This is a genomic window from Microlunatus kandeliicorticis, from assembly GCF_014137855.1.
In the GTDB taxonomy this organism is placed as follows: domain Bacteria; phylum Actinomycetota; class Actinomycetes; order Propionibacteriales; family Propionibacteriaceae; genus Microlunatus; species Microlunatus kandeliicorticis.
Genome location: NZ_JACGWT010000004.1, coordinates 399,451 through 421,909 on the forward strand (window position 1 = coordinate 399,451; position 22,459 = coordinate 421,909).

The 22,459-nt window shown below is 73.6% G+C and carries 21 protein-coding genes; 9 read left to right on the plus strand and 12 right to left on the minus strand.

The features are described 5' to 3' along the window. Positions 1-2 precede the first annotated feature (2 nt). The 4 genes from gatB to FHX74_RS14085 all read right to left on the minus strand — a co-directional run bounded on the left by gatB (position 3) and on the right by FHX74_RS14085 (position 4,711). Positions 3-1,511 (minus strand): Asp-tRNA(Asn)/Glu-tRNA(Gln) amidotransferase subunit GatB, encoded by a 1,509-nt coding sequence (gene gatB / locus FHX74_RS14070; protein WP_182560792.1) that lies wholly within the window; start codon positions 1,509-1,511, stop codon positions 3-5. Further along, positions 1,508-3,064: an Asp-tRNA(Asn)/Glu-tRNA(Gln) amidotransferase subunit GatA gene (gene gatA / locus FHX74_RS14075; RefSeq protein ID WP_182560793.1), complete on the minus strand. Its 1,557-nt coding sequence runs from the start codon at positions 3,062-3,064 to the stop codon at positions 1,508-1,510. The genes gatB and gatA overlap by 4 nt, the downstream gene beginning before the upstream one ends. After that, entirely contained in the window at positions 3,061-3,357 is a 297-nt protein-coding gene (gene gatC, locus FHX74_RS14080) for an Asp-tRNA(Asn)/Glu-tRNA(Gln) amidotransferase subunit GatC (protein ID WP_328823827.1), read from the minus strand. Before gatC ends, gatA begins: the two co-directional genes overlap by 4 nt. A 112-nt stretch (positions 3,358-3,469) precedes the next feature. Beyond that, positions 3,470-4,711: a DUF1015 family protein gene (locus FHX74_RS14085; protein ID WP_182560795.1), complete on the minus strand. Its 1,242-nt coding sequence runs from the start codon at positions 4,709-4,711 to the stop codon at positions 3,470-3,472. 273 nt (positions 4,712-4,984) lie between these two features. Between FHX74_RS14085 and FHX74_RS14090 the strand changes: the two genes are divergently transcribed. After that, complete coding sequence (locus tag FHX74_RS14090; RefSeq protein WP_182560950.1) at positions 4,985-5,647, plus strand: ACT domain-containing protein; 663 nt, start codon at positions 4,985-4,987, stop codon at positions 5,645-5,647. Between the two features lie 51 nt (positions 5,648-5,698). Then, positions 5,699-6,217, plus strand: a complete 519-nt coding sequence (locus FHX74_RS14095) for a hypothetical protein (RefSeq protein WP_182560796.1) — start codon at positions 5,699-5,701, stop codon at positions 6,215-6,217. A 48-nt stretch (positions 6,218-6,265) separates the two neighbouring features. Here the strand turns inward: FHX74_RS14095 and FHX74_RS14100 are convergent, their stop codons facing one another. Genes FHX74_RS14100 through FHX74_RS14110 form a run of 3 tightly spaced genes read right to left on the minus strand, consistent with a single transcriptional unit; the run spans position 6,266 to position 10,527 of the window. Beyond that, positions 6,266-6,505 carry a hypothetical protein gene (locus FHX74_RS14100; protein WP_182560797.1) on the minus strand — a complete coding sequence of 80 codons (240 nt, stop codon included), beginning with the start codon at positions 6,503-6,505 and terminating at the stop codon, positions 6,266-6,268. Between the two features lie 27 nt (positions 6,506-6,532). Further along, complete coding sequence (gene ligA / locus FHX74_RS14105; protein ID WP_328823828.1) at positions 6,533-8,689, minus strand: NAD-dependent DNA ligase LigA; 2,157 nt, start codon at positions 8,687-8,689, stop codon at positions 6,533-6,535. Positions 8,690-8,739: 50 nt separating this feature from the next. Continuing rightward, positions 8,740-10,527, minus strand: coding sequence for an ABC transporter ATP-binding protein (locus FHX74_RS14110; protein ID WP_182560798.1), 1,788 nt, complete (start codon positions 10,525-10,527; stop codon positions 8,740-8,742). Positions 10,528-10,650: 123 nt separating this feature from the next. On the opposite strand from FHX74_RS14110, the gene FHX74_RS14115 reads away from it, so the two are divergent. After that, a complete protein-coding gene (locus FHX74_RS14115) occupies positions 10,651-11,031 on the plus strand; it encodes a hypothetical protein (protein ID WP_182560799.1) in 381 nt (126 codons plus the stop codon). Here the strand turns inward: FHX74_RS14115 and FHX74_RS14120 are convergent. Both FHX74_RS14120 and FHX74_RS14125 read right to left on the minus strand, forming a co-directional pair. After that, entirely contained in the window at positions 11,028-11,558 is a 531-nt protein-coding gene (locus tag FHX74_RS14120) for a nucleoside/nucleotide kinase family protein (protein WP_182560800.1), read from the minus strand. The two genes, FHX74_RS14115 and FHX74_RS14120, sit on opposite strands and share 4 nt — an antisense overlap. Then, on the minus strand, positions 11,555-12,229 hold the full coding sequence (locus tag FHX74_RS14125; RefSeq protein ID WP_220483933.1) for an MOSC domain-containing protein: 675 nt from the start codon (positions 12,227-12,229) through the stop codon (positions 11,555-11,557). Before FHX74_RS14125 ends, FHX74_RS14120 begins: the two co-directional genes overlap by 4 nt. An 80-nt stretch (positions 12,230-12,309) precedes the next feature. Here FHX74_RS14125 and FHX74_RS14130 point away from each other — a divergent pair, with 80 nt between their 5' ends. Beyond that, a complete protein-coding gene (locus FHX74_RS14130) occupies positions 12,310-12,756 on the plus strand; it encodes an AAA family ATPase (RefSeq protein ID WP_182560801.1) in 447 nt (148 codons plus the stop codon). 55 nt (positions 12,757-12,811) lie between these two features. Here FHX74_RS14130 and FHX74_RS14135 read toward each other — a convergent pair whose 3' ends face one another. From FHX74_RS14135 to FHX74_RS14145, 3 genes are all read right to left on the minus strand, one after another. Continuing rightward, positions 12,812-13,828, minus strand: a complete 1,017-nt coding sequence (locus FHX74_RS14135) for a uroporphyrinogen decarboxylase/cobalamine-independent methonine synthase family protein (protein WP_182560802.1) — start codon at positions 13,826-13,828, stop codon at positions 12,812-12,814. Between the two features lie 20 nt (positions 13,829-13,848). Further along, positions 13,849-14,931 (minus strand): tRNA 2-thiouridine(34) synthase MnmA, encoded by a 1,083-nt coding sequence (gene mnmA / locus FHX74_RS14140; RefSeq protein WP_182560803.1) that lies wholly within the window; start codon positions 14,929-14,931, stop codon positions 13,849-13,851. Between the two features lie 112 nt (positions 14,932-15,043). Beyond that, on the minus strand, positions 15,044-15,805 hold the full coding sequence (locus FHX74_RS14145; protein WP_182560804.1) for an IclR family transcriptional regulator: 762 nt from the start codon (positions 15,803-15,805) through the stop codon (positions 15,044-15,046). A 173-nt stretch (positions 15,806-15,978) separates the two neighbouring features. Here FHX74_RS14145 and FHX74_RS14150 point away from each other — a divergent pair, with 173 nt between their 5' ends. The 5 genes from FHX74_RS14150 to allB all read left to right on the plus strand — a co-directional run bounded on the left by FHX74_RS14150 (position 15,979) and on the right by allB (position 22,305). Further along, positions 15,979-16,788, plus strand: a complete 810-nt coding sequence (locus FHX74_RS14150) for a hydroxypyruvate isomerase family protein (protein WP_182560805.1) — start codon at positions 15,979-15,981, stop codon at positions 16,786-16,788. A 38-nt stretch (positions 16,789-16,826) separates the two neighbouring features. Then, positions 16,827-17,720 (plus strand): 2-hydroxy-3-oxopropionate reductase, encoded by an 894-nt coding sequence (locus FHX74_RS14155; RefSeq protein ID WP_182560806.1) that lies wholly within the window; start codon positions 16,827-16,829, stop codon positions 17,718-17,720. A gap of 67 nt (positions 17,721-17,787) precedes the next feature. Further along, entirely contained in the window at positions 17,788-19,581 is a 1,794-nt protein-coding gene (gcl, locus tag FHX74_RS14160; RefSeq protein WP_182560807.1) for a glyoxylate carboligase, read from the plus strand. A 13-nt stretch (positions 19,582-19,594) separates the two neighbouring features. Then, a complete protein-coding gene (locus FHX74_RS14165; RefSeq protein ID WP_235970693.1) occupies positions 19,595-20,800 on the plus strand; it encodes a glycerate kinase in 1,206 nt (401 codons plus the stop codon). After that, entirely contained in the window at positions 20,797-22,305 is a 1,509-nt protein-coding gene (gene allB / locus FHX74_RS14170; RefSeq protein WP_182560808.1) for an allantoinase AllB, read from the plus strand. The genes FHX74_RS14165 and allB overlap by 4 nt, the downstream gene beginning before the upstream one ends. Positions 22,306-22,459 lie beyond the last annotated feature (154 nt).

The following is a 22,459-nucleotide window of genomic DNA, read 5'->3' on the forward strand; positions in this document are numbered from 1 at the left end:
GCTCAGCCGAGCTTGCTCAGGATCAGCTCGCGCACCCGGGCCGCATCCGCCTGACCGCGCATCTGCTTCATCACCGCACCGATCAGCGCACCGGCGGCGGCGACCTTGCCGGCCCGGATCTTGTCGGCGACGTCCGGGTTTGCGGCGATCGCCTCGTCCACGGCGGCCCCGAGGGCCCCGTCGTCGGAGACCACCGCGAGCCCGCGGGCCGCGACCACCTGCTCCGGGTCGCCCTCGCCGGCCAGCACGCCGTCGAAGACCTGTCGGGCCAGCTTGTCGTTGATGGTGCCGGCGTCGATCAACCGCTGGACGGCGGCCACCTGGGCGGGGGTCACCCCCACCGCGTCGAGCTCGACGCCGGTCTCGTTGGCCCGACGGGCCAGCTCGCCCAGCCACCACTTGCGCGCCGCCTGCGGGCTGGCGCCGGCGGTCACGGTCTCCTCGATCAGCCCCACCGCACCGGCGTTGACCACGTCGCGCAGCTCGAGCTCGCTGAAGCCCCAGGCCTCGCTGACCCGGCGCAGCCGGACCGCCGGCGCCTCGGGCAGCCCGGCGCGGAGCCGTTCGACCCACTCCCGGTCCGGGGCGACCGGCACCAGGTCGGGCTCGGGGAAGTAGCGGTAGTCCTCGGCCTGTTCCTTGCTCCGGCCGGCGATGGTGGTCCCGCTGTTCTCCTGGAAGTGCCGGGTCTCCTGGGTGACCGTCTGACCGGCCTGGAGCCGGGCAGCCTGCCGGGTCATCTCGTAGCGGATGGCCCGTTCGACGCTGCGCAGGCTGTTGACGTTCTTGGTCTCGGTCCGGGTGCCGTACGGCGCCTCCGGCTCACCCGGCTCGGGCCGCGGCCGGAGCGACACGTTCGCGTCGCAGCGCAGCGAGCCCTGCTCCATCCGGACGTCGGAGACGCCGAGCCCGCGCAACAGGTCGCGGAGCATCGCCACGTAGGCCCGGGCCACCTCGGGCGCCTTGGCCCCGGTGCCCTCGATCGGCTTGGTGACGATCTCGATCAGCGGCACGCCGGCCCGGTTGTAGTCGAGCAGCGAGTGGTCGGCGCCGTGGATCCGCCCGGTCGCGCCGCCGACGTGCAGCGACTTGCCGGTGTCCTCCTCCATGTGGGCGCGCTCGATGCCGATCCGGTAGCTGGTGCCGTCGACCTCCACCTCGGTCCAGCCGTCGTAGGCGATCGGCTCGTCGTACTGGCTGATCTGAAAGTTCTTCGGCATGTCCGGATAGAAGTAGTTCTTCCGGGCGAACCGGCACCACTCGGCGATCGAGCAGTTCAGCGCGAGCCCGATCCGCATCGCGCTCTCCACCGCCGTCCCGTTGACCACCGGCAGCGATCCCGGCAGCCCGAGACAGACCGGGCAGACCTGCGTGTTGGGCTCGGCACCGAACGCGGTCGAGCAGCCGCAGAACATCTTCGAGGCGGTGTTGAGCTCGACGTGAACCTCGAGCCCGAGCACAGGGTCGAAGCGCTCGAGCACCTCGTCGTAGTCGAGCACCGGCTCGCTCATGCCTGCACCTCCACGGACGGTCGGGCGGTCGGTTCGGGGATCCGGTCGAGCAGCGGACCGCCCCACTGCTCCCCGAGGGCCCGCTCGAGCGCGGCGCCGACCCGGTAGAGCCGGTCGTCGGCCAGCGGCGGGGCGATCACCTGCAGCCCCACCGGCAGGCCGTCGTCGGGCGACAGCCCGACCGGGAACGAGGCCGACGCGTTGCCGGCCAGGTTCGAGGGGATGGTGCACAGGTCGTTGGCGTACATGGCCAGCGGGTCGTCCACCCGCTCCCCGAGCCGGAACGCCGTGGTCGGGGTGGTCGGGCTGACCAGGACGTCGGCGGCCGCGAACGCGTTCTCGAAGTCGCGGATCACCAGCGTCCGGACCTTCTGCGCCTGGCCGTAGTAGGCGTCGTAGTAGCCCGACGACAGCGCGTACGTGCCGAGGATGATCCGGCGCTTCACCTCGGCGCCGAACCCGGCCTCGCGGGTCGCGGCCATCACCTGCTCGGCGCTGGCCACGCCGTCGTCGCCGACCCGCAGCCCGAACCGCATGGCGTCGAACTTGGCCAGGTTGGAGCTCGCCTCGCTCGGCAGGATCAGGTAGTAGGCGGGCAGGGCGTAGCGGAAGTGCGGGCAGGACACCTCGACGATCTCCGCCCCGGCCGCGGCGAGCAGGTCGACGCTCTCGCGGAACCGCTGCTCCACGCCGGGGGCGTAGCCCTCGCCACCGAGCTCGCGGACGACGCCGACCCGGAGGCCGGCGACGTCGCCCGAGCGGGCCGCGGCGACCACGTCGGGCACCGGGGCGTCGATCGAGGTCGAGTCGCGCGGGTCGTGTCCGGCGATCACCGCGTGCAGCAGCGCGGTGTCGAGCACCGAGCGCGCACACGGGCCCGGCTGGTCGAGGCTCGAGGCCAGCGCGACCAGCCCGTAGCGCGAGGTGCCGCCGTAGGTCGGCTTGACCCCGACGGTGCCGGTCACCGCGGCCGGCTGGCGGATCGAGCCGCCGGTGTCGGTGCCGATGGCGAGCGGCGCCTCGAAGGCGGCCAGTGCGGCCGCCGAACCGCCGCCGGACCCGCCGGGGATCCGGTCGAGGTCCCACGGGTTGTGGGTCGGCCCGTAGGCCGAGTTCTCGGTCGAGGAGCCCATCGCGAACTCGTCGAGGTTGGTCTTGCCGAGGATGACGATGCCGGCGTCGAGCAGTCGCTGGGTGACCGTCGCGTTGTACGGCGGACGCCAGCCCTCGAGGATCTTGGATCCGCAGGTGGTCGGCGCGCCGGCGTAGGTCAGGACGTCCTTGAGGGCCAGCGGGACGCCGGCCAGCGGACCGAGCGGCTCCCCGTCGGCGCGCCGGCGGTCGACCTCCGCGGCGGACGCGAGCGCGCGCTCGCCGTCGACGTGCAGGAACGCGTGGACGGCCTCGTCGACCGCCTCGATCCGGTCCAGGTGGGCCCGGGTGACCTCGACGGCACTGGTCTCGCCCGCGGCGATCGCGGCGGCGAGGTCGACCGCGGTGCGCCGGGTCGGGTCACCGGTGGCCGTGGCGGCCGGGGTGGTCGGGGCGCTCACTGCGCCTCCCCGAGGATCCGCGGCACCCGGAACCGGTCGTCCTCCGCGGCCGGGGCGCCGGCCAGGGCAGCCTCCCGGTCCAGCCCCGGACGCACCTCGTCGGTGCGGAAGACGTTGGTCAGCGGCAGCGGGTGCGAGGTCGGCGGGATGTCGGCCGCGGCCACCTCGGAGACCTGCTGGACGCTGGCCAGGATGTCGTCGAGCTGCGGCGCCAGGTGCGCGAGCTCCTCCGGGGTCAGGTCGATCCGGGCCAGCTGGGCCAGCGCGGCCACGTCGTCCGGGCTCAAGGCCACGGGGTCACTCCTTCGTTCGTCGTCGCTGAGGGCGGCCGACCGCGGACGGCGGCACTCCCGACCGACCATCCTAGGGTGCGCGCACGGCCCGCCCCGGCCCGCGCCGGTCCGCTCAGTCGAGCGGGCGGACCAGCAGACCCGTCTTGAGCTTCGGCGTGAAGAAGGTCGACTTGGGCGGCATCAGCAGCCCCTCGCGAGCGGTCCGCTCGATCTCGGCGACCCCCACCGGGCGGATCAGCACGGCCGCGACCGCGCGTCCGTCAGCGACCACGGCTCGGGCCTGCGCCACGCCGTGCTGGTAGTCCACCTCGAGTCCGGCCAGGTCGGCCAGCGACTCCTCCAGCCAGAGCCCGTCGAGGGCGCGGACACCGTCGAAGGCGCCGGGCCGCGGGGTGAGCCGCTCGGCTCCGTCGGGCCCGAGCAGCACCAGGAACCCGTCCGCGGCCATCGCGGCCAGCAGCGCGGCGTCGGCCGACGGGTCGGTGTCCCCGGCTCGCCCGGCGGGCAGCGGGTCGCGGACGAACCGCCGGTCGAGCGCGGCCCGCAACGCGTCCGGCCCGACCCCGCGGTAGAGCCGGTGGATGGCCTCGACGCTGAGCTGCTCGGGCGCGAGCTCGTTGACGAAGGCGAGGGTCCGCTCCGCGGCGGCGACCTCGGTGCTGTCCGCCCGTGCGGCCGCGCGCCGCTCGTCGCGATACTCGCGGGCGACGCCGTAGCGGTGGTGGCCGTCGGCGATCAGGACGTCGTCGGCGGCCAGCAGCGCGGCGATCGCCTCCACTCGGTCCGGGTCGTCGATCCGTTCGACCCGGTGCCGGACCGGTCCGCCGTCCACCTCGTGGTCGAGCACCTCGCCGACCGGCTGCCCGGGGTCGGCCAGCGCCGCGCTGAGCCCGGTGGCGAGGGACAGCCCCCAGACCGGCGACAGGTTCGCGCGGGTGGCGCGGGTCAGCTCGAGCCGGTCGGTCGACGCCTTGGGCGTGGTCCGCTCGTGCGGCAGCACCCGGCCGGCGCCGCCGTCCACGCCCGGGTCGAGCACCTCGAGACCGCCGAGGACGCCGGAGATCTCCCGGTCCGCGCCGGTGGCGTCGGTGAACCCCAGCCGGTAGACGGTGAAGCTCGGACGGTCGTCGCGGACCAGCACACCGTCGGTGCACCAGCGCCGGAACAGGTCGCCGGCCCGCCGGTAGCGGTCCTCCCCGCGCGGGTCGTCGACGTGGACGATGTTGTGCGGGGACCGAGCCGCCAGGGCGGCGATCTCCTCCTCGGAGAGCACGTCGTAGGGCGGCGCGATCAGCTCGGCCAGGCGGTCCGCGTCGGCGTAGCGCCAGGCGCGGAAAGGCTCGAATCGAGGCACGGGAGGAGCTTGTCACGCCGCCGTCCGGCGAATCGGCGAGGACCGCCACGCCGGTCGACGAAGTTGATGCGAGTCGGGTGCACGAATGCCGGTGACAGGCCGGGGAAAGGCCGGCAAGCCAAGGGGCCGCGTCGACATCTCCCCTGGTGAGGACCCCTTTCACGGGTCGAGCGGGAAAGGGGACAGCACATTCCGGCGGAGCGCCGCGTCCTCACCGATCCCTGGACATGAAATGCTGCGGTAATACCGCTGGGACAAGATGACCGCGTGTTTCTGGTGCGTGTGTCCCTGCCCGACGTCCCGGGGTCATTGGGGTCCGTGGCGACGGCCATGGGCTCGGTCGGCGCCGACATCGTCGCGGTGGAGATCGTCCAGAAGCTCGGCGGCACGGTCATCGACGACTTCATGCTCACGCTGCCCACCGACAAGTTGCCCGACGCGCTGGTCAGCGCCTGCCAGGGGCTCGACGGGGTGAACGTCGAGTGGATCTCCCGGTACCCGGAGGGCGGCGGGCTGCAGTCGGACCTCGAGACGCTCGAGCGGATGACCGCCGACCCCGAGCACGCCGCCGAGACGCTGGTCGCCGCGGCCCCGACCGTGTTCCGTTCGCACTGGTCGACCCTGCTCCAGCTGCCGGGACACACCGGCGCTGACGGGACCGGCAGCGAGGACGACGGGCAGATCCACGCCGTCTACAGCACCGACCACGCGCCCCGGCTCGACCACGCCGCCGCCTCCCGGCTGGCGCCGTTCGACAGCACCCACCGCCTCGTCATCGAGGGTGACTGGCTGCCCGGGTACGACGACTCGACCGTGGTGGTCGCGCCGATCGACCACAACCGGGTGGTGGTGGTCGGCCGGATCGGCGGTCCGGCCTTCCTCGACTCGGAGATCGCGCGGCTCAACCACCTCGCACACCTCATCCCCACCGCCTGACGATCACCGCACCGCCCGCGGCCTGGCCGGGCGGGCCGGTACGGTGCCCCCGTGACCTGGGGCGACGTGATCGCGTTGCTCACCTCGATCGGGTTCGGTGTGGTCTCGGCGGTCTTCCCGGTGATCAACGCCGAGGCCTACGTGCTGGGGTCGCAGGTCACCGCGGTGGCCGGCACCGTCCCGATCGCCGTCGGGGTCGCGATGGGCCAGACCGTGGGCAAGCTGCTGCTCTTCTACGGCGTCCGGCGCGGCAAGGACTTCCCGTTCGTCCGCCGGCACCGGGCCCGCTCGCACGGCCGCCCGGTCGGTGGCTTCCGCCGGGGCGTCCGCCGGCTCGGCCGCCGATTGCTGAGGCTGGTGGGGAGCAAGCGGTGGGGGCTGCCGATCACCTTCGTGGCCGCGGTGATCGGGCTGCCGCCGCTCTACGCCGTGGCGCTGCTCGCCGGGGCCACCCGGATGCGCCCGCAGTGGTTCGCGCTGGCTGTGCTGCTCGGCCGCACGCTCCGGTTCGTGCTGGTCGCGCTGGGGCTGGGCATCCTGCCGCCGGGGTGGCGGCACCCGTTCAGCTGAGCCGGGTGTTCGGCCGACGGCCCGGGGTACGCCCGGGGGCGTCGCCGGTCACTTCTTGTCGAGGCCGAAACCGATGTAGCCGGTGGTGACGTAGAAGACGTACCAGCCGAGCAGGAAGCAGGCGAGCATCGCGCCGAAGAGGGCCAGTCCGACCCAGATCCGCATCCGCTTCTTCTGCTTGGTGCTCGGCACCTTGACCGGGCCCCACTCGCCGATGGTCGGCTGGACGCGCGGCGGTGTCGTCCCGTTCAGATTCAGGTTGCTGAACACCCGCTTGAACCTCGACACGTCGGTCAGCCTACGTGGGGCCCGGGTTCATTCCCCGGTCCGCGCCACCGCCGCGGCGGCGTCCGGTCCCTCGTCGAGCAGGGCGGCGAACCCGTCGGCGTCGAGGATCGGCACCTTGAGCGCCACCGCCTTGTCGTACTTCGACCCGGGCGACTCCCCCACCACGACGAACGAGGTCTTCTTCGACACCGACGAGGCCACCTTGCCGCCGCGGGCGGTGATCGCCTCGGCCGCCGAGTCGCGGGTGAACCCCTCGAGCGACCCGGTGACCACCACCGACAGCCCGGCCAGGCTCTGGTCGAGCAGCTCGCGGGGCTCGTCCTTCATCACCGCGCCGGCCGCCTTCCACTTCCGGACGATCTCGCGGTGCCAGTCGACCGAGAACCACTCGGTGATCGCCGCCGCCAGCGTCGGCCCGATGCCCTCGACCTCGGCCAGCTCCTGCTCGCTGGCCGCGGCCAGCCGGTCGATGTCACCGAAGGCACGGGCGATGTCGGGGGCCACCCCCTTGCCGACGTGCCGGATCGACAGCGACACCAGGAACTTGTCGAGCGGACGGGTCTTGGCCTCCTCGAGGTTGGCCAGCAGCTTGCGACCGTTGGCCGACAGCGCGCCGGCCTTGGTGCGGAACAGGTCGGCCCGGAGCAGCTTCTCCTCGGTCAGGTCGAACAGGTCGCCCTCGTCGGTGATCAGCCCGGCGTCGAGCAGGGCCCGTGCGGCCGAGTCGCCGAGCACCTCGATGTCCAGACCCTCGCGGCTGGCCACGTGGAAGATCCGGCCCTGCAGCTGAGCCGGGCACGAGCGGGTGTTCGGGCAGCGGATGTCGGCGTCGCCCTCCTTCTCGGGCTTGAGCTCGGTCCCGCAGGCCGGGCAGTGCGTCGGCATCACGAACGCCCGGACCGCGGACTCGTCGCGCAGGTCGAGCACCGGTCCGACGATCTCGGGGATCACGTCGCCGGCCTTGCGGAGCACCACCGTGTCGCCGATCAGCACGTTCTTGCGCTTGACCTCGCTGGCGTTGTGCAGGGTGGCCTGGGAGACGGTCGAGCCGGCGACCAGCACCGGTTCCATCACCCCGAACGGGGTCACCCGGCCGGTCCGGCCGACGTTGACCGCGATGTCGAGCAGTTTGGTGGTCACCTCCTCCGGCGGGTACTTGAAGGCGATCGCCCAGCGCGGTGCGCGCGAGGTGAACCCGAGCTGGTCCTGCACCGCGCGCTCGTCGAGCTTGATCACCGCGCCGTCGATCTCGTGCTCGTAGTCGTGCCGGTGCGCCCCGATCTCGCCGATGTAGCTCCAGACGTCGTCGAGGGTGCGGCACAACCGGGTGTGCCGGCCCACCGGGAGCCCCCAGGACGCGAGCGCCTCGTAGACCGCGGAGAGCCGGTCGGCGCGGAAGCCCTCGACCAGCCCGAGCCCGTGCGCGACGAAGCCGAGCCCGCGGCTGGCGGTGACCTTGGGGTTCTTCTGCCGCAGCGAGCCGGCGGCGGCGTTGCGCGGGTTGGCGAACGGCGGCTTGCCCTCGTCCATCAGCCCGGCGTTGACCCGCTCGAACGCCTGCACCGACAAGAAGATCTCGCCGCGGACCTCGAGCAGTTCGGGCAGCGGCGGGCCCTCCTCGCCCGAGGCGAGCGTCCCGCGGGTGAGCCGGTGCGGGATCTGGGCGATGGTCCGGACGTTGCCGGTGACGTCCTCACCGACCCGCCCGTCGCCGCGGGTGGCCGCCCGGGTCAGCCGCCCGCGCTCGTAGACGAGGTCGATGGCCAGTCCGTCGACCTTGAGCTCGCAGAGGAAGCCCGACCGGGTGATCTGGGCTTCGCCGAGCTCGCGGATCGCGCGCTGGGCCCACTGCTTGAGCTCGTCCTCGCTGAAGCAGTTGTCGAGGCTGGTCATCGGTTGCAGGTGGGTGACCGCGTCGAACGTGGTGGCCGGGGCACCGCCGACCTTCTGGGTGGGCGAGTCCGGCGTGCGGAGCGCCGGGAACTGCTCCTCGAGCCCCTCCAGCTCGCCCATCAGCGCGTCGAACTCGCCGTCGGCCACCGTCGGCCGGTCGAGCACGTAGTAGCGCCAGCGGTGGTCTTCGATGATCTCGCTGAGCTCGCGGTGTCGCTCGCGCGCCTCGACGCTCGGCTCGGCCTGCGGCTCGACGTCCGTGGCGGGCGGCACCTCAGAGGTCTCGGTCACCGTCTCAACCTAGCCGTGGCCACCGACAGTCCACCCGCCCGCGGGAACGGTCAGTCGACCGCCGAGAGCGCGGCCGCGCCGGTCTGCACGGCCCACAACCCGGCGTAGAGCCCGCCGGCCCCGACCAGCTCGTCGTGGGTGCCGGACTCGACCACCCGGCCCTCGGCCAGCACCCAGATCCGGTCGGCGTCGCGGACGGTGGACAGCCGGTGCGCGACCACCAGCGCCGTCCGGTCCGCGGTGACGTGGGCGAGCGAGCGCTGGATGGCCGCCTCGGTCTCGTTGTCGACCGCCGAGGTCGCCTCGTCGAGCACCAGCACCGCGGGGTCGCGGAGGATCGCCCGGGCCAACGCGATCCGCTGCCGCTGACCGCCGGACAGCGTGAGGCCGCGCTCACCGACGACGGTGTCGTAGCCGTCGGCGGTCTCCTCGACGAACCGCGACGCCTCGGCCAGTCGGGCCGCTTCGCGGACCTCGGCGTCGGTTGCGTCCGGGCGGCCGTAGGCGATGTTGTCCCGGATGGTGCCGTGGAACAGGAACACGTCCTGGCTGACGTAACCGATCGCCCCGCGCAGCGACTCCCAGGCGAGGTCGCGGACGTCGGTGCCGTCGAGCAGCACCTGTCCCTCGCGCGGGTCGGAGAACCGGAGCACCAGCCGCAGCACGCTCGACTTGCCGGCCCCGGTCGCGCCGACCACGGCGTGCGTCTCGCCGGCCGGCACCACCAGGTCGAGCCCGCGGAGGATGTCCGGACCGTCGGCGTAGCCGAACCGGACGCCGCGCAGCTCGATCCGGCCGCGCACCGGGGCGGGGAGCACGGTGTGGCCGGGCTGCTGCTCGCCGCGCTGGTTCATCAGGGTGGAGATGCGCCGGGTGGAGGCCATCGCCCGCTGGTAGAGGTCGAGGGTCTGGCCGAGGTCGGTCAGCGGCCAGAGCAGCCGCTGGGTCATGAACACCAGCACCGTGTAGAGCCCGATCTCGATCCGGCCCTCGAGCACGAACCAGCCACCGAGCAGCAGCGTCGAGGTGAACCCGGCGAGGATCGCCATCCTGATCAGCGGGACGAACGCGGCCGAGCTGCGGATGGCCAGCCGGTTGGCCTGCCGGTAGCCCTCGCTGACGTCACGGACGCGCTCGGCCTCGCGCCGTTCGGCGGTGAACGCCTTGATCGTGGCCAAGCCGCCGAGGTTCGCCGAGACCGTGGCGCTGACCTCGCCGGCCGCCTCGCGGACCGCCTTGTAGCGCGGCTCGAGCACCTTCTGGAAGCGGATCGACCCCCAGACGATGACCGGGACCGGGATGAAGGCGAGCAGCATCAGCTGCCAGGAGGAGGCGGCGAACACGGCGCCGACGAAGATCACCGTCCAGGCGGTGTGCAGGATCACCCGGGCGCCGACGTCGAGGAAGCGCTCGAGCTGGTTGACGTCCTCGCTGATCACGCTGAGCACCCGGCCGGGCGCCGAGCCCTCGTGCCAGGACACGTCGAGCTGCTGGACGTTGGCGTAGGTCTCGACCCGCAGCTCGTGCTCGACCGACTGCGACAGCCCGCGCCAGAGCACCGCGGCCAGGTAGTCGGTGGCCGACTCGATCACCCAGACGATCACGTTGAGGACCGCGACCGCGACCAGCTGGCCGAACCGGCTCTCGATGCCCAGCAGCGTCGACGCGAACGAGTCCGCCCCGCGCACCACCACGTCGACCGCGATGCCGAGCAGCAGCTCCGGCGCGACGTCGGCGGCGGTGTTGGCGGTGGTGGCCAGCACCGCGGCGATCACCCGCGGACGGTGCCGGCGGTGGTGGCGCCACAGGGCGAGCAGCGGACGTGAGGCGTCGGTCACCGGCTCAGCCTGCCAGCGACGAGCGTCCTTCTCAGACTCGGCTCAGAACGATGGACGCCCTGCATCGTCGAGGCGGTCCGGGAAAGGCGTGCAGACAGATCGGCCCTGTCGCACACTGTCGGGATGAAGCCGATCCCCGCCGAGCTGCCGCACCCGCGGTCGCGCCGGTGGGCCAACCGACGGTGGTGGGATCCGCTGGGTTACCTGCGGGTACGCTCGCTGTCCAACCCGGGGTGGCATCGCGAGCCCGACCGGGTGCTCCGAGAGCTGCTCGCCCAGCGCAAACTGGTCCCCGCCGAGGAGCAGCGGCTGCTCGACCGGGCGATCGCCGCCACCCGGCGCTATCCGCGGACGGCCGCGGGCCACCGTGATCCCGACGCCGCCTGGGACGAGGTGCTGACCGCCGTCGACGCGTTCCTGGTCGCTCGGCAGCGACGGCACCTGCACTCCGCGGCCGGGGCACGGGAGAACAGTCGCCGTCCTGAACGGAACCCGAGCGGCTAGCCGCTCCAGAGCCTGCGCAGTTCGGCCACCTGGTCGTCGACCGAGAGACCGTCGACGGGCAGCACGGCGTCCACCTCGAGCGGCCGGGCGGTCAGCGCGTGCAGCCAGGCGAACTCGTCGTCGGTCAGGTGCACCGGTCGGGTGGCGGCCCGGCGGCGCGCCTCGCCGAACGAGATCCGCAGCGCGACGACGAGGCAGTCCGGCAGCTCGCGCCGGTAGACCTCGAGCGTCGCGGGCGTCAGCACGTCGCTGATCACCACCGCGAAGCCGGCCGCACTGAACGACCGGGCCAGCAGGGAACAATGCCGGGCACCGAGCGCGGCCTGCGCCTCGCCCTCGGGCCCGCTCCACAGCGTGGCCGCACCGGCGACCACCAGCTGGCGGATGTCGTCGGCGTCGACGTAGGCGGCCCGGTCGCGCTGCTCGGCCAGCCGACGGCCACAGGTGGTCTTGCCCGCCGCCGGCCCTCCGGTGATCACCAGCGGACGCACCCTGCCGGCGGTCGGCGGGTCGGCGTCCTCGTTCACGCGTCCGACTCGTCGTCGGCGAGGTGGTAGATCGTCCGGTGGCTCGCCCAGGCCCGCCAATGGTCGGCGAGCTCGGGGGTGTCCGTGATCGGGGACAGGTCGCGCTGGTCGCCGTAGTAGATCGCGTTGATCATCGCGACGGTGACGCCGTGCGCCGGCCGCGCGGTGATCGTGATCGGTTGGCCCGCAGTGATCACGCCCTCGGTCAGGACGCGGAGCAGTGCGCCGGACCGGCGCGAGGCCGCCGCCCGCCGCGGGAAGTGCCGATCGTCCATCCGCAGCCCGAGCTTCCAGCACGGCGTGCGCGGCTGGCTGACCTGCAGCCGGGCCGTCCCGAGCTGCCAGACCTCGCCGATCACCGCGGCGTGCAGGTCGAGCCCGACGGTGGTCAGGTTCTCCCCGAACGTGCCGTCGGGCACCTCGCGGCCGAGCTCGCCCTGCCACCAGTCCTCGTCCTCGCGGGCGTAGGCGTAGACCGCCTTGTCGACCCCGCCGTGGTTCACCGGGTCGGCCTGTGCGTCGCCGTCGAGGTTGGTCCGTCCCAGCCGGACCGGCCCGGTCACCGGGTGCTTGTGGATGCTGGTGACCACCTCCCGGCCGAGCCAGCGGTAGGGCTGCGGCTGTCCGACGTGCACCGACCGGAGCACTCCGGACGCCAACGCGTCGCTCACCCAGGCCTCCTCGGTCTCGTCCTGCTCGCGGGTGCTGCTGCCGGCAGCCTGTCACGTCCGGCGCGGCTAGCCTGACCGCCGTGGCCCGGATCCTGATCACCGGCATGTCCGGCGCCGGCAAGTCGACGCTGCTCGCCGAGCTGGCGGCCCGCGGCCGGACGACGGTGGAGACCGACGTCGACGGCTGGGAGGTCCGGCGGGGGCTCTGGGACGAGCCGCGGATGCACGCGCTGCTCGACCGCGAACCCGACGTCGTCGTCTGCGGCACGGTGGAGAACCAGGGCCGGTTCGCCGACCGGTTCGACCACGTCGTGCTGCTCAGTGCGCCGCTCGACGTGCTGCTCGGCCGGGTGGCCACCCGGCCGACCAACCCGTACGGCCGCACCGGGGCCGAGCGCGAGGAGATCGTCCGCCACCACCGGGGGGTCGAGCCGTTGCTCCGCGCCGCCGCGGACCTCGAGCTCGACGGGCGCCGTCCGGTCGCCGAGCTCGCCGACCGGATCGAGGCGCTGCTCGACGGACGTTGATCGCCCGAGACGACGACCGGAATGATCACCGCGAGCTGATCACCTGGACGGTCGGCTACTCGGCGAGCTGCTCCTCGACGATTGCGGCGGCCCGGCGCAGGACGCGGTGCGCCCGGACCGCGTCGGCCGGCGTCGCACCGGCCAGCCCGCAGCACGGCGTGATCACCAGACGGCGGGCGTGATCGGGATCGAGCCCCAGCCGTCGCAGCGGGGTGAGCACCCGGTCCGCGGCGCGGTCCGGACCCAGGCTGCCGGCCTCCTCGACCCGGAGCACACCGGCCCCGAGCCGGCCGCCGTCCTCGAGCAGCTCGGCCACCTGGTCCCAGTCGGCCGTGCGGAGCCGACCGAGATCGACCAGCAGCGTGCGGAAGCCGGCGGTGCGGAGCAGCTCGAACGGCACCGGCTGCTCGACGCTGCCCGCGCAGCAGTGCACCGCGGTGTCGGCCCCGGCGTCCTCGAGAGCGCCGCGGAGCGTCCGGAGGGTCTCGATCGCCTCGTTGCGCTCCACCGCCCGGTGCCGGGAGAACCCGCTCGCGGTGGGCAGCGACCCGGCCAGCACGCCCGGCAGCGACGGCTCGTCGAGCTGGACCAGCCAGCCGACGTCCGGCAGCCGGCGGCGGAGCTCGGCCACCAGCCCGGTCAGGCCCTCGGCGAGCGATTCGGCCAGGTCCCGCCGCGCGCCGTGGTCGGCCAGCACGAGGTCGCCGCGCGGTCGCTCGACGGTGGCGGCCAGCGTCCACGGCCCGGTGACCGCGAGCTTGACCGGGCCGGTCCAGCCCTGGGCGTGCTCCTCGAGGGCGTCGAGGTCGGCGCGGAACAGCGAGCGGGCCCGGCGGGCGTCGATCCCCGGGGCGTCGGTCAGCCGCCAGCCGGCCGGCTGCAGGTCGACGCTCATCCCGACCAGCTGGGCGCACGCCCGCCCGATCATGCCGGCAGCCGCGCCGCGGGCCGGCAGCTCGGGCAGATAGGGCAGGTCGGGCACCTCGGCGAAGATCATCCGGACGGCCTCGCCGACGTCCTCGCCCGGCCAGGAACCGATCCCGCTCGCGGGCAGGCGGTCGAACTCGATCATGGTCGGCCAGCTCCTGGCGGTCAGCGGGTGGGGACGATGGTGGCCGAGGCGACCACCGCGGTGCCGTCGTAGCAGACCACGGCCTGGCCGGGGGCCACCCCCGTCAGCGGCTCGTCGGTGACCGCCCGCAGCCGGCCGTCCTCGATCTCGACGGTGGCCGGGACCGGCTCGCCGTGGGCGCGCACCTGGACCGCGCCGCGCCAGGCGCCGCTCCGGGCGCCGGTGGTCCACACCGGGCGGTCGGCGTGGATCTCCTGTCGATGCAGCGATTCCCGCGGACCGACGGTGACGGTGTTGGTCACCGGGGAGATGTCGAGCACGTAGCGCGGCCGGCCGTCGTCGGCGGGGACGCCCAGCCGCAGTCCCCTGCGCTGGCCGACCGTGTAGTGGTGGCTGCCGTCGTGGCTCCCGAGGACCGTCCCGTCGGCGTCGACGATCGTGCCGGGACGGGTGCCCAGCCGAGCGTCGAGGAAGCCCTGGGTGTCGCCGTCGGGGATGAAGCAGATGTCGTGGCTGTCCGGCTTCTCGGCCACCGCCAGCCCGCGACGCGCCGCCTCGGCACGGACGTCGGTCTTGACCGTGTCGCCGAGCGGGAACATCGCCCGGGCCAGCTGATCGGGACGCAGCACGCCGAGCACGTAGGACTGGTCCTTGGCCGCGTCCACCGCGCGGTGCAGCTCGACCCGGCCGGGCTCGTCGGGGTCGGGCCGGACCAGCCGGGCGTAGTGACCGGTGCAGACCGCGTCGAATCCGAGGGCGACCGCTCGGTCGAGCACCGCGGAGAACTTGATCTTCTCGTTGCACCGCAGGCACGGGTTGGGGGTGTGGCCCGCGGCGTACTCGGCGACGAAGTCGTCGACCACGTCGGCGGCGAACCGGTCGGACAGGTCCCAGACGTAGAAGTCGATGCCGAGCACGTCGGCGGCCCGACGGGCGTCGTGCGCGTCCTCGCGCGAGCAGCAGCCGCGTGCACCGCTCCGGAACGACTGCGGGTTCTTGCTCAGCGCGAGGTGCACCCCGGTGACGTCGTGGCCCGCCTCGACCGCCCGGGCGGCGGCGACGGCGGAGTCGACCCCGCCGGACATCGCGGCCAGTACGCGCATGGTGGTGCTCCCCCGTCCCGGGTCGTGCGGTTCAGCGAACGCACCACTCTAACCGCCGCGCCCGCCCGCCCTCCCGGGCGAACCGTCCCCGTGGCTCGGGAGGCGTGCGGCCTCAGCCGAGCGCGCGGGCGATCCGGGCCGCGGCCGCCTCGAGCAGCGGGACGGCCTTGTCGCCGAACCCGAGATCCACCCGGGTCAGCGGACCGGAGACCGAGATCGCCATCGGGGTCGGCGCACCGGGGACGGCCACCGAGTAGCAGCGGACCCCGAGCTCCTGCTCCTCGTCGTCGATGGCGTACCCGCGCTGCCGGATCCGGGCCAGGTCGGCCAGCAGGCCGTCGAGGTCGCCGTGGCTCTTCGGGGTCGGCGTCGGCATCCCGGCCCGGGTGACCAGCTCGGTGACGGTCTCGTCGTCGAGCGTGGCCAGGATGGCCTTGCCGACGCCGGTGTCGTGCAGGTGCGCCCGGCGTCCGACCTCGGTGAACATCCGCATCGCGTGCGGCGAGGGCACCTGGGCCACGTAGACCACCATGTCCTGGTCGAGCATCGCCATGTTGGCGGTCTCGCCGAGGTCGGCGACCAGCTTCTGCAGCTCCGGCCGGGTGCCGGTGCCGATCTGCTGGCCGGCCTGCTCGCCGAGGTGGATCAGCCGCGCGCCGAGCGCGTAGCGCCGGTTGGGCAGCTGCCGGACGTAGCCCAGCGCCAGCAGGGTGCGGAGCAGCCGGTGGATGGTGGGCAGCGGCAGACCGGCGTCGCCGGCCAACCCGCTCAGCGTGGTCTCCCCGCCGGCGCGGGCGATGATCTCGATCAGCTCGAAGGCGCGTTCGACGGACTGGACGCTGCCCGATCGCGCGGTCGCGGTCTCGGTGGTCATCGGGTCCTCTCGGTACGCCGGGTCGGGGCCGACCGGGACCGGCTCTTCCGCATCCCGGACGAAGTCTGTCACGAGAGTCCGCGCCGTCCTTGACGTCGGCTCGGGCGTCTGGCTACTGTTTCCGCATTGCAAGAGATCACTTTCACGATGCGGAAGATAGGACGCCAGCGAGCATGACCCGGTACACCGTGAACGCCTCCATCCTCCTCACCGACCTGCCCCTGCTCGACCGACCCGCCGCGGCGGCGGAGGCGGGCTTCGGCGCGGTCGAGTTCTGGTGGCCGTTCCCCACCGCGGTGCCCGCGGACGCCGAGGTGGACCGGTTCGTGCGGGCGATCCGCGACGCGGAAGTGCAGCTGACCGGCCTGAACTTCTTCGCCGGCGACATGGCGGCCGGCGAGCGCGGCATCCTCAACCGGTCGACCCGGACGGGCGAGTGGCACGACAACGTCGACGTGGTGGTCGGGATCGGCGAACAGCTGGGGTGCCGGGCGTTCAACGCCCTGCACGGACTCACCACCGGCCCCGAGCAGGACGGGCAGAGCCGCGGGCAGGCCGACGCGACCGCCACCGAGAACCTGGCGCACGCGGCCCGCGCGGTCGAGCGGATCGGCGGCACCGTGCTGGTGGAGCCGGTGTCCGGACTGCCCGGCTTCCCGTTGCTGACCGCCGCCGACGCCCTCGCCGTGGTCGAGCGGGTGCGGGCCGCCGGGGCCGGGGCCATCGGGCTGCTGGCGGACTTCTACCACCTGGCCGTCAACGGCGACGACGTCGCGGCGGTGATCGACGCGCACGCCGCCGACTTCGCCCACGTCCAGATCGCCGACGCCCCCGGCCGCGGCGCACCGGGGACCGGGACGCTGCCGCTGGCCGACTGGGTCGCCGCCGCCGAGGCCGGGGGTTACCACGGGTGGATCGGGCTGGAGTACACCAGTGCCGACCCGGACCCGTTCGCCTGGCTGCCCCGCGGGCAGCGAGGCTGAGGTCCGTTCCCCACCACCTCTCGGAAGGAAGACGACAGATGAGCGAGCAGCAGACCGTCGCGGTGATCGGCCTCGGCATCATGGGCGGCCCGATGGCGGCCAACCTGGTCCGCGCCGGCTTCACCGTGACCGGGTACAACCGCAGCCCGCAGAAGGTCGAGCGGCTGGTCGAGGCGGGCGGTCGCGGTGCGGGCAGTGTCGCCGAGGCGGTCGCCGAGGCCGACGTGATCATCACCATGCTCCCCGACTCCCCCGACGTCGAGGCCGTGGTCACCGGTGACGAGGGGCTGATCGCCCACGCCCGTTCGGGTGCGATCTGGGTCGACGCCTCGACCATCCGACCCGACGTCGCGGTGGCGCTGGCCGAGCAGGCCCGGGCGGCCGGCCTGCGCGCCCTCGACGCCCCGGTGTCGGGCGGCGAGCAGGGCGCCATCGACGCCGCGTTGTCGATCATGGTCGGTGGCGAGCAGGCCGACTTCGACGAGGTGCGTCCGGTGCTCGAGGCGGTCGGCAAGACGATCGTCCTGGTCGGCCCCAGCGGCTCCGGGCAGACGGTCAAGGCGGCCAACCAGCTGATCGTGGCCGGCACCATCGGGCTGGTCGCCGAGGCGCTGGTCTTCCTGCAGGCCTACGACGTGGACACCGACGCGGCCATCCAGGTGCTGGCCGGCGGCCTGGCCGGCAACCGGATCCTCGATCGCAAGGCGACCGCGATGGTCGCCGGCGAGTTCACCCCCGGCTTCCGGATCGACCTGCACCACAAGGACCTGGGCATCGTCACCTCCGCGGCCCGCGAGGCCGGCGTGGCGATCCCGCTCGGCGCGCTCACCGCGCAGCTGGTCGGCGCCACCCGGGCCCTCGGGCACGGCGACCTCGACCACTCGGCCCTGATGCTGCTGATCCAGCAGCTGTCCGGGCGCACCCCGCGCTGAGCCCGGCGCACCCACTCGACACCACGGACCGCGACGAGCCGGGCGTGGAGAACCACGGAGGACGATCATGACCCGGATGCGCGCGGTGGACGCGGCAGTGCTGATCCTGGAGAAGGAGGGCGCCACCCAGGCCTTCGGGCTGCCGGGTGCGGCGATCAACCCGTTCTACTCCGCGATGCGCGCCCACGGCGGGATCTCCCACGTCCTCGCCCGGCACGTCGAGGCGGCCTCGCACATGGCCGAGGGCTACACCCGGGCCGCCGCCGGCAACATCGGCATCTGCGTCGGCACCTCCGGCCCGGCCGGCACCGACATGATCACCGGGCTCTACTCGGCCTGGGCCGACTCGGTCCCGATCCTCTGCATCACTGGTCAGGCGCCCGTGGCCAAACTGGACAAGGAGGACTTCCAGGCCGTCGACATCGCCTCGATCGCCCGTCCGGTGACCAAGCTGGCGGTGACGGTGATGGAGGGCGCGCAGGTGCCCGGGGTGTTCGCCAAGGCCTTCTGGCTGATGCGCGAGGGACGGCCGGGCCCGGTGCTGATCGACCTGCCGCTCGACGTCCAGCAGACCGAGATCGAGTTCGACATCGACACCTACGAACCGCTCCCGGTGACCCGGCCGGCCGCCACCCCGGCCCAGGCCGAGAAGGTGCTCGACCTGCTGGTCCGTGCCGAGCGTCCGGTGATCATCGCCGGCGGCGGGATCATCAACGCCGACGCCGACGCCAAGCTGGTCGAGCTGGCCGAGCTGCTCGGCGTCCCGGTGATCCCGACCCTGATGGGCTGGGGCACGATCCCCGACGACCACCCGCTCAACGCCGGCATGGTGGGGATCCAGACCTCGCACCGGTACGGCAACGCGACCCTGCTCGCGTCGGACTTCGTGCTGGGGATCGGCAACCGCTGGGCCAACCGGCACACCGGCGCCCTCGACGTGTACCGACGCGGCCGGACGTTCGTCCACATCGACATCGAACCGACCCAGATCGGGCGGGTGTTCGCCCCCGACTACGGGATCGTCTCCGACGCCGGGTACGCGCTCGACGCGCTGCTGCACACCGCCCGGGCCCGCCGGGAGCGGCTCGCCCTGCCCGACTTCGGTGTCTGGGCCAAGGAGTGCCAGGCCCGCAAGGCGACGCTGCAGCGCAAGACCCACTTCGACAACGTGCCGATCAAGCCCCAGCGGGTCTACGAGGAGATGAACCGGGCGTTCGGCCGCGACGTGGTCTACGTGTCGACGATCGGGCTGAGCCAGATCGCCGGAGCCCAGCTGCTGCACGTCTACGGGCCGCGGCACTGGATCAACTGCGGGCAGGCCGGCCCGCTGGGCTGGACGCTGCCGGCCGCGCTCGGGGTGGCGACCGCCCGACCCGAAACCTCGGTGGTGGCGCTCAGCGGCGACTACGACTTCCAGTTCCTGATCGAGGAGCTGGCGGTCGGCGCCCAGCACCACATCCCCTACGTGCACGTGGTGGTCAACAACTCCTACCTGGGGCTGATCCGCCAGTCCCAGCGCGGGTTCGAGATGGACTACCACGTCTCGCTGGCCTTCGACAACGTCAACGCCGACCCCGACGACGACTTCGGCCGGATCGGCTACGGCGTCGACCACCTCAAGGTGGCCGAGGGGCTGGGCTGCAAGGCGATCCGGGTGCAGCGCCCCGACGAGCTGCCGGCCGCCTTCGCGCGGGCCCAGGGGTGGGCCCGGGCCTACCGGGTGCCGGTGCTGGTCGAGGTGATCCTCGAACGGGTGACCAACATCTCGATGGGCAGCGCCGGACTCGACGCGGTGAACGAGTTCGAGGATCTCGCGGTCACCGGGCTCGACGCCCCCACCGCGATCGCCGTGATGGACTGACGCCCGACCCGAGATGACCGACGGACGGGAGGCTGTGGCGGCCATGGCGGTGCGGATCGTGATCGCCCCGGACAAGTTCAAGGGCTCGTTGACCGCCGAGGGGGTCGCCGAGCACCTGGCCCGCGGGCTGGCCGCGGCCGCTCCCGACGCCGAGCTGGTCCGGGTGCCGGTGGCCGACGGCGGCGACGGCACCGTCGACGCCGCCCTGGCGGCCGGGTTCGCCCCGGTCACCGCCACGGTGACCGGGCCGCTCGGCGACCCGGTGCCGGCCACCTTCGCGGTCGGTGACGGTCACGGACTCGGTGCCCCCGGTGTCCGCACCGCGGTGGTCGAGCTGGCCACCGCCTCCGGTCTCGGCGCCCTCCCCCGCGACGCCGGCGGACGCCCCCGCCGGGACGCGTTGCGGGCCACCAGTCGCGGCACCGGCGAGCTGGTCGCCGCCGCGCTCGACGCGGGCGTCCGCCTGGTCGTGCTCGGCCTCGGTGGCAGTGCCTGCACCGACGGCGGGACCGGGATGCTCGCGGCGCTCGGCGTCCGCTTCGCCGACGCGGACGGCCGGGCGCTGCCCGACGGCGGCGGTGCGCTCGGTGCGCTCGACCGGGTCGACCTCGACGGGCTCGACCCGCGGGTGCCCGGCACCCGCTTCCTGCTCGCCTCCGACGTCGACAACCCGCTGCTCGGCCCGCGCGGCGCCGCCGCGGTCTTCGCACCCCAGAAGGGCGCGTCCCCGGCCGACGTCGCCGTCCTGGAGACCGGGCTGGCCCGTTGGCGGGACCGGTTGGCCGCGGTGCGACCGGAGGCCGCCGCCGCGGCCGACACCCCCGGAGCCGGTGCCGCCGGCGGCGTCGGGTTCGCCGCGCTCGGGGTGCTCGGCGCCGAGGCCCGGGCCGGGATCGACCTGGTGCTCGGGCTCACCAACCTGGCCGGCCTGGTCGACGGCGCCGACCTGGTGATCACCGGGGAGGGCAGCCTCGACGAGCAGTCGCTCGGGGGCAAGGCCCCGGTGGGTGTCGCGCGGCTGGCGGCCCGCGCCGGCGTCCCGGTGGTCGCGGTCTGCGGCCGGAACGAGCTCAGCGCCGCGCAGGCCGCGGCCGCGGGACTGGCCGCCGTCCACCCGCTGACCGAGATCGAGCCGGACGTCGCCCGCTGCATCGCCGCACCCGGGCCGATCCTCGAGACCATCGGCGCCCGCATCGCCGCCACCGTGGGGACTCGATGACCACCCCCGGGTCGCCGGCGGCGGACGGCGGGCTGGCCGCGGTCAACCGTCCGGACCGGGTGGAGCAGCAGATCCGCGAGCACCTCGCGGCGCACCCCGACGCCGAGCGGATCCGCGCCGAGCGGCGCGCACCGGGCCAGCCGTCGTGGCGGATGTCCGCACCGCCGTCGTACGACCTGGTGGTGCGGGCCGGCCGTGCGGTCGTCGACGGCACCGCCACGGCCGTCGAGCTCGGGGTCATCGACGGGCGGATCGCCGCCGTCGAGCCGCTGGGTGCGGGCCTGGTCGGCGACCGGATGATCACGTTGACCGAGGACGAAGTGCTGATCCCGGGCGTGGTCGACACCCACGTGCACATCAACGAACCCGGCCGGACCGACTGGGAGGGCTTCGCCACCGCGACCCGAGCCGCTGCGGCGGGCGGGGTCACCACGGTGATCGACATGCCGCTCAACTCGGTCCCGTCGACGGTCACCGAGCCCGCGCTCCGCTACAAGCAGCTCGTCGCCGCCCCGCAGCTCTTCGTCGACACCGGGTTCTGGGGTGGCGCGGTGCCGGGCAACCGGCCGCACCTGCGCGAGCTGCACGATCACGGCGTCTTCGGATTCAAGTGCTTCCTGCTGCCGTCGGGGGTGGACGAGTTCCCGCCGCTCGACCCCGACGGGCTCGAGGCCTCGCTGACCGCGCTGGCCGGGTTCGGCGGGCTGATGATCGTGCACGCCGAGGACCACGCCACGATCGAGCACGCGCCGGACCCCACCGGCCCGGCCTATGCCGACTTCCTGGCCTCGCGGCCGCCGGACGCGGAGAACCGGGCGATCGCCGACCTGATCGAGCGGGCCGAGCGGACCGGCGCCCGGGTGCACGTGCTGCACCTGTCGAGCGCCGACGCGCTGCCGACGATCAGGGCGGCCAAAGACCGCGGGCTGGACCTCAGCGTCGAGACCTGCCCGCACTACCTCACCCTGCACGCCGAGGAGGTGCCGGCCGGCGGGACGGCGTACAAGTGCTGCCCGCCGATCCGCGCACAGGCCAACGCCGACCTCCTCTGGGACGCTCTGCGCGACGGGACGATCGACTACATCGCCTCCGACCACTCGCCCTCCACCCTCGACCTCAAGCAGCTGGCCAGCGGCGACTTCGGCACGGCCTGGGGCGGGATCGCCTCGGTCCAGCTCGCCCTGCCCGCCGTGTGGACGGAGGCCCGGCGGCGTGGCGTGCCGTTGGAGCAGGTGACGGACTGGATGGCCGCCCGACCGGCCACCCGGGTCGGGCTGCCGGCCAAGGGGGCGATCCGGGTCGGCGCCGAAGCCGACCTCGTGGTGTTCGCCCCCGAGCAGAGCTTCGTGGTCGACCAGGCCCGGCTGCTGCACAAGAACCCGCTGACGCCCTACCACGGCAAGACGCTCCACGGCGTGGTCCGCCGGACGCTGCTGCACGGCACCGACGCCGGCGACCACCCCCGCGGCCGGATCCTCCGACCGGGCAGCACCCCGGCGCCCTGAGCCTGTCAAAGGGCAGGGCCGGATCCCGGCGCTTCGACGAGCTCAGCGCAGCACTCCGGCGCCCTGAGCCTGTCGAAGGGCGAGGCCAGTGCCCAGCGCTTCGACGAGCTCAGCCCAGCACCCCCGTTCCCTGAGCCTGTCGAAGGGTCGCGGC